Below are 15751 nucleotides of genomic sequence, written 5' to 3'. Positions count from 1 at the left end.
GTTTCCCTCGACCTGTTTCCCTCCGCACAACACATCAGGCAGGGAGCCATCCGCTTTGAGCCTCTGAACTGCGGTTTCAGGCACGGACGATGTGCCGCGGTGGCGTGCTCCCGACGCTGCTCTTGGCACGATTGACGCTCAGGTGACGCTCGTGATGAGACTTCGTCATGGCTTCCGCGAGTGGTGCTGATTCCCAGCGGCCAGTCTGACGTACTGGTCGTGTTGCGCGTGCGCAGCAACTGGGAGTGGCGCGCCGAGCGCTGCTCCCGGCCTGAGGGATCAGTGTGAGTGTGAAGGCCCACCTTTTCGGCGATGGCAATACTGTCGCGTCCCGAGAGTACTTTTGTGACGGCGCGTCGCACGGCTAAGTCGGCTAATGCGATTCCTTCCTGACCAACACCAGCATCTGATTTCCCAGCAGTCACCGAACGCGCCGTTCGTGCCTCGCGCGCGCCCCCCGTGCGCACTGAGCCGACCCCTTCGCCTCCAACAAGCTGTGTCTGTGGTGATCCACCGCTCGCGTCCACGGCTTGAAGGGGGACAAGATGCCGGAGGAGTGGATACGGGCTCTTGTGGCGGACTTTGGATCCGAGTGCAGGGAGCGGCTGCGGGTCAGCGACACGGAGGCGTCCATCAGCTTGCCGGTGGCGAAGCTGGTGGAGGCTTTCGGGGCACGCCGGAAGTTGAGTCCTCGCCTTCATCCCGAGTACCCCTTGCCTGAGGCCCGGGTGCGTCCTGACTACGCCGTGGAGACCTCGGGGCGCATCACTGGCTTCCTGGAGCTGAAGGCACCGGGGCACGACGTCACGCCCGACGGCTTCACGAAGCGTGACCGGGAGCAGTGGGAGCTGATGCGCCGGCTGCCCAACGTGCTGTACAGCAACGGTCACACCTGGTGCCTGTACCGAGGAGGTTCGCGGCCTCACCGCACGGTTCGGCTCGAAGGTGATCTGTACCGGTCCGGTAGCCGGTTGCGTACCGGCGATGCCGACGGAGCGGCGTTTCGGGATCTGCTGCGGGAATTTCTCGGGTGGCAGCCCCAACGCATCACCACCGTCAGCCAGTTGGTGTCGTCCATCGCTCCGCTGTGCCAGTACCTGCGAGAGGAGGTGCTGGAGCAACTCGCCCTGGAACGCAGAACACCGGATGGTCCTCGCAGTCGACGGCGTGCCCCCAAGCCGTTCACCGCGCTGGCGCACCACTGGAGCAAGGTGTTGTTCCCCTCCACCGACGGACAAGACCCCGACCACCTCTTCGCCGACCGTTACACCCAGACGATCGCCTTTGCCATGTTGCTGGCCCGGATCGAGAACGTACCGCTCACCGGCCGTAACTTCGCTGACGTCGCACGTGAGTTGAAGGCCGAGAACACGGTCATGGGCCGAGCCATGCAGCTGCTGACGGAAACGGTGGACGCCGAGTTCGCCCGCCGCATCGACACGCTCGTGCAGGTCATCGACGCTGTCGACTGGGAGGTGATCCAGGCCCGCACGCCCGACGCCCACGTTCATCTCTACGAGGACTTCCTCCAGGAGTACGACCGCGGGCTGCGTCGACGCTCTGGTACGTACTACACCCCGCCCCGTCTCGTGAAGGAGATGGTCCGCTTCACCGACGCCGTCCTGCGCACCCGCCTCGGCTGCGTCGAGGGCTTCGCGGACAGGCAGGTGACGATCGTCGACCCTGCCATGGGCACGGGCACATTCCTCAGCGAGATCATCGACAGGGTCGCCGAAGAACGCTCCCGTCGCGGGGAAGGCTTCCGCGGCGAAGCGGTGGAACAGCTGGCGGGTCGGCTGATCGGCTTCGAGCGTCAGATGGCCGCCTACGCCGTCGCCCAGATGAGGATCACCCAGACCCTCCGCAGGCAGGACACAGACACCCAACTCGGCGATCTGCGACTCCATCTCGCCGACACCCTCGCAGATCCCTACGAGAGGGCCACGCTCTTCACGTTCCTGCCCGACGGCGATCCTCTGGTCGAGAACACCCGCAAGGCGGACTGGATCAAGCGCGAGCAGAAGGTCACCGTCATGATCAGCAACCCGCCGGACCGGGAGAGAGCCGAGGGGGAGGGCGGCTGGGTGGAGAAAGGCCGCGAGGGGGATGACAAAGCGCCTCTGCTCGATGCCTTCCGCCTCGGCGGCAGAAACGGAGTGCACGAGAACAAGCTCAAGAACCTGTACGTCTACTTCTGGCGCTGGGCCACCTTCAAGGTATTCGAACAGCACCGTTCCGAATCGGACCGCGGAATTGTCGCCTTCATCAGTACCGCCGGCTTCCTCAGCGGGCCTGGTTTCCGAGGGATGAGGAAGTATCTGCGTGAGACTTGTTCCGAGGGCTGGATCATCGACCTCAGCCCGGAGGGTATCCAGCCACCGTTGCGGACACGCCTCTTCGAAGGCGTTCAGCAGCAACTGACGATCGCCGTGTTCGTCCGCAGCAGGGCCGACACCGAGCCTGCCCACATCAGGTATGTCGCCCTGGACGGAAGCACTCGTGAGGAGAAGTATGCGCAGCTTGAGGCTCTCGGGCCGGACAGTGACCAGTGGCGCCCCGTGCGCCAGGACGCCCACGCCCCGTTCACTCCCGCGGCCCTCGGAGCATGGGACACGTATCCCGCATTGGATGATCTGCTGCCATGGACAGTGCCCGGCATCTTGCCCAAGCGGACGTGGGTCTACGCCTCGGACCCCGACACGCTGCGTTCCCGGTGGCGGAGGTTGACCGCCGAGACGGACCTGGCCGAGAAGCGTGCCTTGTTCAGGGAGACCAAGGGCGGCCGCACCGTCGACCGGCCGGTCAAGCCGCTCCCGGGCTCCGCACAGCGAAGGCGGTCGATGCTGGAGGCAGGTCCCGAGTGTCCGGAACCGGTACCTGTGGCCTTCCGCCCTTTCGATCGGCAGTGGATCATCCCGGACAATAGGGTCCTCGACAGATGCTCGCCGGAGCTGTGGGAGAACCGGGCCGAGGGCCAGATACACATGGTGGAGCTGCACTCCGAACGGTTCGGTGACGGCCCGGCCACTCTGTTCACCGCGCTGATGCCGGACATGCATCACTTCGCCGGCTGGGGTGGTGGCAGGGTGCTCCCCTTCCTACAGAAGGATGGCACCCCCAATGTGACCCCCGGCCTTCTCCAGCACCTTAGTAATTCCTTCGGTGGTCTGGCTGTCGCCGCCGAGGACTTGCTCGCTTACATCGCCGCGATCACGGCTCACCCCGGTTTCCGGTCCCGCTTCGACGACGAACTCACGACCAACGGCGTCCGCGTACCCCTCACCGGTGATGCCACGCTGTGGTCGGAGGCTCTGCATATCGGGCGGAAGGTGATCTGGGCGTCCACCTTCGGAGAGAGACTCATGGACCCGGTGGCGGGGAGGCCCGGAGGGCCTCAGGAGGTCTGGACGACTGCACGGCCAGCGATCACGTACCGGAGACAGGTCGGCAGGGACGAACTGCCAGAGAGCTTCATCTACGATCCCGACCGCCTCGAACTCCACTTCGGCCAAGGCGTTTTCGGGCCGGTAACTAAAGAGATGCGGGATTACCATGTCAGCGGACAGAACGTTCTCGACGGCTGGCTGAAACGCAGGACGGGACCGCCGTCTCGCAGAGCCGTCAGCGAGCTGGACCGTATCCGGCCCGAGGGGTGGTTACCTGCCTGGAGTGAGGAACTCCAGTACATGCTGGCCGTCCTGTGGCATCTGGTCGAGCTGCAGTCGGTTCAGAATGAGCTGCTCGACGGTGTTCTCATGGCACCGCTGGTCAGCGTCGCCGAGTTGCAGCGTCGGAACGTCCTGCCCGTTCCGGACACCGCCCGTCGTTCTGCTCCCGCACCGCTACAGACTGACACCATCCCCGGGACCGAGGGAATCGACGCGCGCGAGCCGCACGCCGTAAGGCCACTCACCGCGGAGAGGGGCTCTCCCTCCACCGCTCCGATGACGCGGTCACGAAGGCGCCGGGAAGCCAGCGCTACGCAGGAAGCCCGCAGGAAGCGACAAGATCCGTAGAGCTGCCGCCTGACCCGATGTCACGGGTGGGCCGCCGGGGGAAGCCGTCCGGGAGTGGGCCTGTCCTGAAAACATCTCGTGTACATCTCTTGGCGCTTGCCCTGATCGCCTTTAGATGCAATCTCATCCGGCCGCGATCAGCCGATGGTTGGATCATCGGTCTCTCCGAGGAGGCGGGCCGCAAGGTCGTCGGCCCACTCCACGGCCCAAGTGCGCAAGGCTGTGATGGTGGCGTCATCGAGTCCATACGCGGCGAATGCTTCGTCGTCGGTCCACTCGGCGCCTGTGAGGTTCGCCTGGAGGTCTTCGCGCTCGAAGCGGCCACGCGCGTGACGTCGGCCGAACTCTTCGAGCTCGGTATTGGTCCATCGCCGGGAGGCTGCGAACACGTCGATCAGGTCGCGGGGCGCTCCGCGGTCGGCGAGGGCGCGGACCTTGGTCCCGATCACGTCCTCCTCCGCGAGGACGGGCCCGTACGGGCTCTGGGTGACCGGTCGCCAGAAGATCTCCTTGAGGATGTCGACCTCGCACTCCTGGCCGGTGACCGGGTCGGTCACGGTGAATCGGGCGGACAGAGGGGCGGTCTCCAGCGCGTGCACCTTCCAGCCGCGGGCTTCCAGGCCGGTGCGGAGCGTGGCGGCGATGTCGGCCATGGGCGCCGGGTTCTCGGTGGCGACGTCGAGGTCCTGGCTGGGGCGGTTCACGAGGCGGTGCGCCCGCACGGCGTACCCGCCGGTGAGGACCAGGGGATAGGGAGAGCCGAGGGCGATAACATCTGCGAGGAGCCGCGTGTGCAGCTCCGGCATGTCCGTCACGCGGCTGCGCGGGTGCGTGAGGCGAGCTCGGGGAAGGCGTCCTCCCACACGGTGCGCACGGTGCGACCGGCGAGGGCGCGCAGAACGGGCCACATCTGCAGGAGCAGATCCTGGTTGAGGTAGTGGGGCAGATCGTCGCGCAGGCCCTCGTGTAGGACAGTGCGGTACAGGCCCATGCGCTGGCGAGGCTTGCCCAGGTCGTATGAGGTCATCCCAGACCAGGCCATGTGCAGCGGTAGCTCCACGACCCCATGGGTCGGGCCGCGCAACTCGTCCAGTGACTCCGGCAGACGCCGCCGGAACTTCTCCCGGTACAGCGCCAGGTCCTCGGCGACCGCACCCGAGAGGTCGCTCGGCGTGGGTGCGGGGTGCTGTGGGCTGGAGGGCATGACTCCATTATGGCGATCGGAGAAGTAGTGCGGGGCATGATGTGCGAGCTGGTGTCCGGAGTGAGCCGCGGCGGATCCTGCCGGTGAGCTGATTGCGCAGTCTCTTCTGTCTTGAACAGCAGGGACGGGCTGTCGGCGTGACGCTCGTTTGACGCTCTGGACGCCCGCATGCATGGCAATGAGGCGAGAAGGGGCCTCTGACCTGGAGTTTTCCGTGAATCGCTCAGCCCGACATCTTTCCGATGACGCATCACCTGGAGTGCGTGGCGATCCTGGAGCCGGCGGGCAAGGGCAACTGACGTGCGGAGTGGGCCGCGCTCCGACGTCTGCTCAGTGCAGTACGCCAGCGCATCAAGTCGCTGGCGCGCCTTCCTGGAAGAGGATTCACCCGGTCGTGAAAGAGCCGGCCGCCGATGGGGTGCCGCCGGTGCGATCGGCCGGTGCCCTTACCGCACGGCGAGCACCATCGAGGCCCTGCGCTGCGGCGTGTCCACGTGGTGGAAACCTGATGCTGACCGCTTCTGCGGACCAGTTGCCCTCGGACGTCAGGAGTTTGCCGCTGTGCCACCCACTCTGTATCGAGACGCGAGTTACACGCTCCGGCTCCTGATCGAGAACATCGAGGGCGGCCGTATCGGACTCCCCGACATTCAACGCGGGGTTACCCGACCGGCACCCTGATGTTCTGGGGGACCGGCGCTGAGGTGGGTACGCGGCAGTTCGGGACGGAAGCCGGTGCTCGAACACCTCAACTGCTGGTCGTCGACGGACAGCAGCGGCTCACCGTGCGGCCGTACCGGCGTCGTCGTCACCAACGGTCCCGGCGCCGGGGCGGAGAAGCTGCGCCGTGCTGTCCAGGAGGGGGTTCCCCGTGTGGACGAGCCGAGCTGTCTGCGGCTGCTGGAGGACGTGCGGCCCTGGCCGAGGGGGTGTGGCCCGGCCGCGGTCGGTGAAGCCGCGGGCCGAGCTCGCGCCGAGCGTCCCGGTGCCGCGCACCCCCGCTGGTCTGCCGCTCGCCGGTCGCAGGGGCCTGGTCCTGGGCGGCTCCCACGAGACAGCCGCCGAAGCCCGCGCCCGCGCCGTCGGGGCGCGGAGGTGGCGGTCGGCGGCGTGGTCGTCGGTGCCACCGTGCCGGAACAGGGCGTCGGGCTGGTCCATGCCGCGGTCGTCGGTACGGGCCTGCCCGGGGACATGGCCCATGTACTGGTCCGAGGTGCCGTCATCGACCTCCCCGGCACCGGTACGCCCGGGACCGGGTCCGCTGCCTGGAGCCGGCAGGCCGTCCGTGACGTGGACGTCGTCACCGCCGACCTGGAGCGGCGGCTGCCGCTGGAGATCCAGCGGATCATGGTCCTCGCCGGGATCTGCCGGCGTGGGGAGGGGGCGGCTGCGGGCCGTCGGGTAAGGGGTACGGCCATGGGGCGGCCGACCTCGCACGTGGGTACTGCGTCGATGTCGCCGGGTGAGGGATGGGTGTGGCGGGGCCTCGGGGGTCAGACGCCGAGGCGGCGGCCCAGGGGGGCGCGGGTGAGGATCAGGGTGAGGCCGACGGCCAGGGTGATCAGGCCCAGGGTCAGGAAGTAGGCCGGGGACGGGGTCTCGTCGCCGGAGGCCTTGAGGGCGTTGCCGCCGAGGCCGCCGCCCAGGGCGCCGGCCAGCCAGAAGAGGCCGACCATCTGGCTCACGAAGGTCGCGGGGGCGATGGCTGTCGTGGCGCTCATGCCGACCGGGGCGAAGGCGACCTCGCCGGCTGCCAGGAGGAGGAAGGCCGTGATCAGCCACCACGGGGAGACCGGGCCCGACGCCGACTGCCAGGCGGCCAGGGACATCACCGCGTACGACAGGGCCGTGCAGATCATGCCGATGCCGAATTTGACGGCCGTGTTCAGGCGGTCGCCCGCGTGTTTCCAGAGGGCGGCGAACAGGGGGGCCGTCAGGAGGACGAAGAGGGGGGTCGCCGACTGGAACCAGCTCGTGGGGATCGTGAAGCCGCCGACCGTGCGGTCCGTGGACTCCTTGGCGAAGAGGGAGAAGACCGAGCCGCCCTGGAGGAACATCGCCCAGAAGAGGGCGGAGGCGAGGAAGAGCCAGATGTAGGTCTTCACGCGGATGCGTTCGGCGGGGGTCAGCAGGGGGTTGCGCAGGAGGCGCCAGAAGAAGACGGCCGGGACCACGACCGTCAGCAGGCCGATCAGGGCCATGACATGGACGATGCGGAAGGTGCCGAGCGCCGCGTCCGTGCCGTACAGGACGGTCACCGCGGCCAGGCAGGCCAGTGTGCGGCGCAGGACGCGGGTGCGCTGGGCCGGGGTCGCCGCGCGGGACGGGGCGGCGCCCGTGTCGCCGAAGTGCCGGGTGCCCCGGACGTACTGGAGGAGGCCCAGGGCCATGCCGACGGCCGCCAGGCCGAAGCCCAGGTGCCAGTCGACGGTCTCGCCCACCGCGCCGACCAGGACCGGGGCGGCGAGGGCGCTGACCTGGACGCTCATGTAGAAGACCGCGAACCCGGCGTCGCGGGCCGCGCGGTCGCCGGGGGCGTAGAACGCGCTCAGCAGGTTCGCCATGTTCGGCTTCAGGAGGCCGGTGCCCGCGGCGATCAGGAGGAGGCCGGGGTAGAAGAGGACATGGCCCGGTACCGCCATCGACACGTGGCCGCAGGCGATCAGGACACCGCCGTACAGGACCGCCCTCGACGCGCCGAACAGGCGGTCGCCCAGCCAGCCGCCCGGGACCGAGCACAGGAACACGGACGCCATGTACAGGCCGAACAGCAGGGCCGCGTCGCTGTCCGAGAGGCCCAGGCCGCCGGCCGCGGTCTCCTCCGTCGCGTACAGGACGAGGATCGCCGTCATGCCGTAGAAACTGAACCGCTCCCAGATGTCCGTGCCGAACAGCGTCGTGAACCAGCGGGGCCAGCCGAGCGGGCCCGGTCTGCCGGTCGGTCGCTGGAGGGCGGTCGGTTTCGCCGGGGCGGTCATGGCTCCTCCAAGGAGACGGGGAGGAGAGGCTGACGCCGAGGGGTCCAAGGGCGGTGGAGGACGGCTCGAAGGGTGCGCTTCGAGCGGGTGTCGAGGCGCGGTGCCCAGACTTGGCGCCCCCGATCAGGAGGTGGCCCCGATGCCGGATTCCCTTCCCTTCCGCGTGATGCTCCGCATGGAGACCGTGCCAGGACTCGGCGCCGAGTTCGAGAAGGTCTGGGAGGAGGTGGGCGCCGGGATCGCCCGGTGGCCGGGCAACCTGGCGCAGTCGCTGGCGCGGTCCGTGGACGAGGAGGACGTGTACTACGTCGTCACCGACTGGGCGGACGCGGCGAGCTTCCACCGGTTCGAGCACAGCGCGGAACACGTCGACAACCGCCGCCGCCTCCAGCCGTACCGGCGGGGCGGGGAGATGCGGCTCACCCAGACGGTGTGCGCGCTGCGGGGGAGCGGGGCGTAGGGCGTCCGCCGGGTACGGCGGTGAGGTGCGCGGCCCTCACCGGCCGGCACCCGGCGCCCGCGCTGACGCCGGGGTGGGCGCCGGGGGCGCAGTCCAGCGGGGGGTGGTTGTGTGGGTGTGGGACAGGGCGAGTTCGCACCGGCCGGTACCCGGCGCCCTCGCCGATGCCGGGGTGGGCGCCGGGGTCGCAGTTCAGCGGGGGATGGCCGCGTGGGCCTGGGACAGGGCGAGGCCGAGGGCGCGGCGTTCCCGGAGGGCGAAGCTGGGCGGGGGAGCCGGGTGGGGGCCGACCGCGACGTGGTGGCACGTGACGGGCCCGGGCCGGTGGACAGCGCGCGGCGGCGTTCCGCGCCTCGCGGTTCGGGTACGTGGCGGATGCCGGTGGGACCGCTCCGGACCGGCGAACGGCGGCGGGCCCCCGGCCGCTTGCCGGGGTGGGACCCAGCTCATGAGACGCCCGGCACCACGCTGATGGCATGGCGCTGATGGATTCGGTCCGGAGCCGTCCGGCGTGGGGCTGATGCACTCGGCACCGGCGAACGGCGGCGGGCCCCCGGCCGCTTGCCGCGGTGGGACCCAGCTCATGAGACGCCCGGCACCACGCTGATGGCATGGCGCTGATGGATTCGGTCCGGAGCCGTCCGGCGTGGGGTTGATGGACTCGGCACCGGCGAATGGTGGCGGGCCGCCGGCCGCGTGCCGCGGTGGGGGCTCGCTCATGAGCCGTCCGGCGCGACGCTGATGGCGTGGGGTTGATGGATTCGGCTCCGAGCCGTCCGCCCTCCGGCCCGCCGTGACCTCGGCGTACCCGGCGTACCCGGCGTGCCCGGCGGAAGCCTCGGGGCTCCGCCGGGCGTTGGTGGTGTACGTGGCTAGTGCTGCTCCACCCGTACCTCCGGCAGCACCTTCGCCACCGGGCTCGGCAGCCACCAGGCGCGCTCCCCGAGGAGGCGCATCGCGGCCGGGACGATCAGGCAGCGGATGATGACCGCGTCGATGAGGATCGCGACCGCGAGGCCGAAGCCGAACTGGCGGAGCATGCGGTCGGGGCTGAGCATGAAGCCGCCGAAGACGACGATCATGACGGCGCCGGCGGCGGTGACGACGGCGCCGGTGTGGGCGAGGCCCTCGCGAACGGCGCGGGCCGCGTCCCCGGTGCGGAGCCACTCCTCGCGCATGCGGGAGACGAGGAAGATCTCGTAGTCCATGGAGAGGCCGAAGACGATCGCGAAGATCATCGTCGGGATGAACGCCTCGATCGGTCCGGGCTCCGCGCCGAACCAGCCGTGCTGGAAGACGAGCGAGACCGCGCCGAGCGCGGCGCCGACGCTGAGGAGGTTGAGGACGGCCGCCTTGAGGGGGATCAGGACGGAGCGGAAGACCATCATCAGCAGCAGCACCGACAGGCCGATGACGATCGTCACGAACAGCGGCAGCTTGCCCCCGATGGTGTCGGAGAAGTCGATGACGGCCCCGGTCGCGCCGCCCACCAGGTACTCGGCCTTGGTCTGCGCGCTCACCTTAGGCAGCACGTCGTCCCGCAGATGGTGGACGAGTGCCGTGGTCGCCTCGTCCTGCGGGGACGTCTTCGGGACGGCCAGCAGCATCGCGGCCTTCCCGTCGCCGGTCGGGATGGGCCCGTTGACCAGCGCGATCCCGGGCGTCTCGCGCAGCGTCCCGGCGGCGGCCCCGGCGGCCCGCACCGCGTCGTCCCCCTCGGTGACGATGACGAGCGGCCCGTTGAACCCGGGCCCGAACCCCTTGGCGAGGAGGTCGTAGGCGACCCGGCTGGTCGTGCCGTCGGGGTCGTTCCCGGCGTCGGCGAGCCCGAGCCGCAGATCCGTGGCGGGCGCGGCGAGGGCGCCCAGCGCGACGACGGGCAGCAGCAGAGCGGCCCAGGGCCGCCGCTGGACGGCCTGCCCCCAGGCCCGCCACCGCGCGCCCTCCTCGGCCTTGCCCTTCTCCATTCTCTTGCGGTGCCGCGCGGTGAACTGCCGGGCGAACCGCTTCCCGAAGATCGCGAGCAGCGACGGCAGCAGGGTCAGCGAGGCCAGCATGGTGAGCAGCACGGTCAGCGCGACGGCGAGGGCCATCCCGCGCAGCGACCCGAGGCCGAGCGCGACGAGCCCGAGCAGCGCGATGATGACGGTGCACCCCGCGAACAGCACGGTCCGCCCGGCTCCTTCGAGGGCGCGGCGCTCGGCCTCGTCGGGCGCGACGTCCTTGACCAGCTCGGCCCGGTAGCGCGCGAAGATCAGCAGCGCGTAGTCGATCCCCACGCCCAGACCGACCAGGGACATGACATACGGCGAGTAGCTGGCGATCGTGAACTCGTGCGAGGCCAGCACGATGACGCCCAGCGTCGCGCCGACCGCGAACACGGCCGTGATGACGGGCAGGCTCGCGGCGATCACCGTGCCGAACATGAACAGCAGGATCAGCAGCGCGGCGAAGATCCCCGCGCCCTCGGCCCCGCTGCCCTGGTTCTGCCCCAGCTTGCGCGCGGCCTCGCCGCCCAGCTCGACCTGGAGGCCGTCCTTCTTCTCGATCTCCCGCGCGGTGTCGAGGATCTTCTTGCTCTGCGCGACGGGTACGTCCTCGGCGGGCCGGTCCAGCTCGACGGTGGCGTAGCCGATCGTCCCGTCGGCCGACACCGCGGACTTGTCCTCGTACGGACTGGTGACCCCGACGACGCCCGGCAGCCCGGAGACCTGCTTCAGCATCCCCGCGACCGCGCTCTCGGTGCCGGAGTTGCGCACGCCGTCCTTGTCGTGCAGGACGATGCTGACGGTGTTCCAGGCGTTGCCCGCGCCGTGGTCCTTGAGGATCTCCAGCGCGTTCTGGGTCTCGGTGCCGGGCAGCGAGTAGTCGTCCCGGTAGCGGTCGCCCGCCTGCGAGGCGCCGGCCCAGACGCCGACGAGCACGACGAGCCACAGGACCAGCGCGGTCCACCGGTGCCGGTTGGCGAAGACCGCGATCCGGGAGAAGACACCGGGCTCGGGTGGGCGAGTAGACATGGTGGTCGTGATTCCCCTTGTGGAAGAGATGGGGAGACATCCACCCACACACCGCTAGTGTCCGAGTACAGTCACGCTGGACTCACCACGGCATCGTGCCCCCGGCGCGCAGGAACACCCCCGAAGGGCCGCCCTCGGGGAGCGCCGCGGCGTCCGCGACGGTGACCGCGGCCTCCTCGGCCGTCCGTTCCGCGTCGGGCCGCATCCGGGTCCTGACCAGCCCCGGGTTCACCGAGTTGACCAGGACGCCCGTCCCCTCCGTCTCCTTGGCCAGCATCACGGTCAGCGCGTTCAGCGCCGCCTTGGACGCGGAGTACGCCGGGCACTGCGCCGCCGGCCCGTACGCGAAGGAGGCCGCGCCGCTGGACACGTTGACGACCCTTCCCCACCCGCGCCCGACCATGCCCGGCACCAGCGCCCGCACCATCCGCCAGGCGCCCAGCAGGTTGACGTCCAGGGTGTGCCGTACGGCGTCGAGGCCGATGGCCGAGGGGGTCTCGCCCCAGTCCAGTTGCACGCCCGCGTTGTTGACGAGGATGTCGACGGCGCCCGCGTGGCCGGCCGCGCGGTCCACGGACGCCTGGTCGGTGACGTCGAGGACGAGGGGGACGGCGTACGGGCCCAGCCGCTCGGCGGCCTCGGTCGCGGCGTCCTTGTCGCGGGCGGCGAGCAGGACCCGGTGGCCGCGGGAGTACAGTTCGGCGGCCACGGCGAGACCGAGCCCGCGGTTCGCCCCGGTCACGAGGGCGGTGCGAGCCTGCTCTCTCAGGGAAGGGGACATGTCGACTCCTGGACCGGACGCGGGCGCGGACGGCTCCGAGCATGCGGGCGGCGGCTGGAGAACCGCTCGAACCGTGTGACATGCGGCTTCGCCACCCGATCGAGCAGGAATCGAGCAAGACTCCCCCGCCGCTCCGGAGGGCGAGCCCATAATTCCCCAATGACTGGTAAAAAAAGCTCCACGACCGACCCCCACCGGGGGAGCGGTCAGGCCGTGGAGCCGGGCGGTGGGGCGCCCGCGAAGCGCCCCAGGACCATCCGCCGCAGGATTCTGCTCATCACCGGCGGGGTGCTCGGCGTCGGGGTGCTCGGCGCGGGCGCGTACGCCGCGAACTTCGCCGTCGCCTACCGGGGCCGCAAGCTCAGCAACGTCGGCGACCTCTCCTTCGGGAACAAGGTGCGCATCCCCCCTCTCCTGGAGGGGAAGGACGACGGCTCCGGGCGGCGCGTCTTCGAACTCACCGCGCAGAAGGGCAGGAGCGAGCTGCTGCCCGGCAAGCAGACCTCGACCTGGGGCATCAACGGGGCGTTCCTCGGGCCCACCCTGAGAGTGCGCAAGGGCCAGAAGATCGCGGTCTCCCTGACCAACGACCTCCCCGAGTCGACCACCCTGCACTGGCACGGCATGCACCTGCCCGCCGAGATGGACGGCGGCCCGCACCAGATGGTCCGCCCCGGCGAGACCTGGAAGCCCGAGTGGGAGATCGCCCAGCCCGCCGCGACCCTCTGGTACCACCCGCACCCGCACCAGAGCACCGCCGACCACGTGTCCCGGGGCATCGCGGGCCTGTTCATCGTCGAGGACGACGAGGCGGACAAGGCGGGCCTGCCCAACTCCTATGGCGTGGACGACATTCCGCTGATCCTCCAGGACCGCGCCTTCAATGACGACGGCTCCATCGACCTGCGCGGCGCCTCCTTCCTCCAGAGCCTCGCCGGGGTCGGCAGCCCGGGTGTGCTCGGCGACAAGATCCTCGTCAACGGCACGTACGACCCGCACGTCGAGGTGTCCACCACCCTCGTCCGGTTCCGGCTGCTCAACGGCTCCAACGCCCGTTCCTACAACCTGGCGTTCACCGACAGCCGCGAGTTCCACCTCGTCGGGCAGGAGAACGGGCTCCTCGAACAGCCCCTGCCGCTGCGGCGGTTGCAGCTGTCGCCGGGTGAACGCGCCGAGATCGTCGTCAAGTTCAAGCCCGGCGAGAAGGTCGTGCTGCGCAGTTATCCGCCGGAGCTCGGGCTGTCGTTCCCGACCAAGCGGTTCGGGGGCGGTGAGGACACCTTCGACATGATCGAGGTGCGCGCCAAGGCCCGGCTCGCCGAGTCGCGCCCGCTGCCCGGGAGGTTACGCGGGGCGCAGGCCGCGATCACGGTGCCGGCGGACGCGAAGGTGCGGACGTTCGACTTCAACAGCACCGTGATCAACGGCAAGGGCATGGACATGAGCCGGATCGACGAGGTCTGCCCGGCCGGGAAGGTCGAGATCTGGGAGGTGAGCGGGGACGCGGAGGTCGTCCACAACTTCCACGTCCACGGCCTCACCTTCAACGTCATCGACTACGGCGGCAAGAAGCCGGACGCCTGGCTCAAGGGGCCCAAGGACACCGTGCGGGTGCCGCCGGGCGGCACGATGCGGCTCGCGGTCGCGCTGCCGCCGTACACCGACCCGAAGACGCCGTACATGTTCCACTGCCACATCCTGCGGCACGAAGACGTCGGAATGATGGGCCAGTTCACGGTCGTGAAGCCCGGTACGGAGGGCAGCGCGCCGCGCAGCGTAGAGGCGTCGCACCACTGACCGCCGGGAGAGGGAGCGCCGTAGCCGGGACGCCGGGTGCGGCGCTTCTTCGCGTCCGGACATGTACGGGCTCCGGCCGACGGCCTTCACTTGACATTCAAGTATCTCGACCCTCAAGATAAAGGAGTGCCTTGAAGGTCAAGAAGATCGGCCTTCAAGAGGAATCGACGTGCGCCAAGAGCGGAATGTTGCCCAGGTTCCAGGAGGAACACTGTGATGAACACAAGGAGCGCGGCCCTCATCGGCTGCGGTATCGCCGGACCGGTCCTGGCCCTGTTCCTGCAGAAGGCGGGGATCGAGGCGGTCATCTACGAGGGCCGCGAGGAGCCCCGCGACGAAGCGGGCGCCTTCCTCAACCTGGCCCCCAATGGACTCGCCGTCCTCGACACCCTGGGCATCCGCAAGGACGTCGAGCAGTACGGCTCCGCCACCACCAGCACCGCCTTCCTCAACCACCACGGCAAGAAGCTCGGCGAGAACCCCGCCGAGACGCTCCTGCTCAAGCGCGGCCTCCTCAACAAGGGCCTGCGCGAGGCGGCCGTACGGCGTGGCATCCGGATCGAGTACGGCAAGTTCTTCGAGACCGTCGCCGAGACCGACGACGGCGTGCTGATCCGCTTCGCCGACGGCTCCACCGCCGAGGCGGACATCCTCATCGGCTGCGACGGCATCCACTCCAAGACCCGCTACACCGTCATGCCCGACGCCCCCCACCCCGAGTACACCGGAGTGATCGGCACCGCCGGCTACACCCGCTCCCGGGACGCCGCGCCCGCCGACGGCGTCATGCGGATGTCCTTCTGCTACAAGGGCTTCTTCGGCTACCAGACCATCCCCGGCGGCGAGGTCTACTGGTTCGAGAACTACCACGAGCCCGTCGAGCCCGGCCGCGGCGAGACCGAGCGCACCCCGCACGAGGTGTGGAAGAAGCGCCTCCTGGAGCGCCACCGCAAGGACCACCACCCGGTCTCGGCGATCATCGACTCCACGCCGGACGGCATCCTCGGCTACCCCATCTACGACATGCTGACGCTGCCCCTGTGGCACCGCGGCAAGGTCTGCCTCGTCGGCGACGCCGCGCACGCCACCTCGCCGCACGTCGGACAGGGCGCGTCGATGGCGATGGAGGACGCGATCGTGCTGGCCAAGTGCCTGCGCGATCTGCCCACCCCGCAGCGGGCGTTCGCCGCGTTCCAGGCGATCCGTCAGGACCGCGTGGAGAAGATCATCAAGGAAGGGCGCCGGACCGGCAACCAGAAGGCGGCACCCAACGGCCTCGCCCGTGCGGTCCGCGACCTGGTCCTGCCGTTCTTCCTGAAGCTCGGCGTCAAGGCGACCGTCCCCGTGTACTCCTACCGGGTCTCCTGGGAGGAGAAGGTGGCCGAGAACGCCGTGGCCGCCGCCCGCTGACGACGGACGGCGGCCTCGGGAACCGGCAGGGACCGTGCCCTGCCGGTTCCCTCTTCGGTATGGCTCGGTGAGCTCAGTGGGCTCAGTG

At 69.6% G+C, this 15751-nt stretch carries 10 protein-coding genes; 4 read left to right on the top strand and 6 right to left on the bottom strand.

The window, feature by feature from the left end; translation table 11 throughout:
* The first annotated feature begins 545 nt into the window (after window positions 1-545).
* Window positions 546-4016 (top strand): type ISP restriction/modification enzyme, encoded by a 3471-nt coding sequence (locus PV682_RS01515; protein ID WP_319723128.1) that lies wholly within the window; start codon window positions 546-548, stop codon window positions 4014-4016.
* A 137-nt stretch (window positions 4017-4153) separates the two neighbouring features.
* Here PV682_RS01515 and PV682_RS01510 read toward each other — a convergent pair whose 3' ends face one another.
* The 4 genes from PV682_RS01510 to PV682_RS01495 all read right to left on the bottom strand — a co-directional run bounded on the left by PV682_RS01510 (window position 4154) and on the right by PV682_RS01495 (window position 8198).
* On the bottom strand, window positions 4154-4822 hold the full coding sequence (locus PV682_RS01510; protein ID WP_319723126.1) for a nucleotidyl transferase AbiEii/AbiGii toxin family protein: 669 nt from the start codon (window positions 4820-4822) through the stop codon (window positions 4154-4156).
* 5 nt (window positions 4823-4827) lie between these two features.
* Window positions 4828-5220, bottom strand: coding sequence for a hypothetical protein (locus PV682_RS01505; RefSeq protein ID WP_319723124.1), 393 nt, complete (start codon window positions 5218-5220; stop codon window positions 4828-4830).
* Between the two features lie 780 nt (window positions 5221-6000).
* Window positions 6001-6657, bottom strand: a complete 657-nt coding sequence (locus PV682_RS01500) for a hypothetical protein (protein WP_319723122.1) — start codon at window positions 6655-6657, stop codon at window positions 6001-6003.
* Window positions 6658-6713: 56 nt separating this feature from the next.
* Entirely contained in the window at window positions 6714-8198 is a 1485-nt protein-coding gene (locus tag PV682_RS01495) for a peptide MFS transporter (protein WP_319723120.1), read from the bottom strand.
* 139 nt (window positions 8199-8337) lie between these two features.
* Between PV682_RS01495 and PV682_RS01490 the strand changes: the two genes are divergently transcribed.
* On the top strand, window positions 8338-8658 hold the full coding sequence (locus PV682_RS01490; protein ID WP_319723117.1) for an antibiotic biosynthesis monooxygenase family protein: 321 nt from the start codon (window positions 8338-8340) through the stop codon (window positions 8656-8658).
* 872 nt (window positions 8659-9530) lie between these two features.
* Here the strand turns inward: PV682_RS01490 and PV682_RS01485 are convergent.
* A complete protein-coding gene (locus PV682_RS01485) occupies window positions 9531-11675 on the bottom strand; it encodes an MMPL family transporter (protein ID WP_319723115.1) in 2145 nt (714 codons plus the stop codon).
* An 82-nt stretch (window positions 11676-11757) separates the two neighbouring features.
* On the bottom strand, window positions 11758-12456 hold the full coding sequence (locus tag PV682_RS01480) for an SDR family NAD(P)-dependent oxidoreductase (protein WP_319723113.1): 699 nt from the start codon (window positions 12454-12456) through the stop codon (window positions 11758-11760).
* 159 nt (window positions 12457-12615) lie between these two features.
* On the opposite strand from PV682_RS01480, the gene PV682_RS01475 reads away from it, so the two are divergent.
* Together PV682_RS01475 and PV682_RS01470 are read left to right on the top strand one after the other, a co-directional pair.
* A complete protein-coding gene (locus PV682_RS01475; RefSeq protein ID WP_319723111.1) occupies window positions 12616-14253 on the top strand; it encodes a multicopper oxidase family protein in 1638 nt (545 codons plus the stop codon).
* A gap of 216 nt (window positions 14254-14469) precedes the next feature.
* A complete protein-coding gene (locus PV682_RS01470) occupies window positions 14470-15663 on the top strand; it encodes an FAD-dependent monooxygenase (protein ID WP_319723108.1) in 1194 nt (397 codons plus the stop codon).
* Window positions 15664-15751: the final 88 nt, after the last annotated feature.

It is taken from the genome of Streptomyces niveiscabiei, from assembly GCF_033794345.1.
GTDB classification, from domain to species: domain Bacteria; phylum Actinomycetota; class Actinomycetes; order Streptomycetales; family Streptomycetaceae; genus Streptomyces; species Streptomyces niveiscabiei.
Note: the sequence above shows the minus strand (reverse complement) of the source record. Positions and strands in the feature narration are given on the sequence as shown.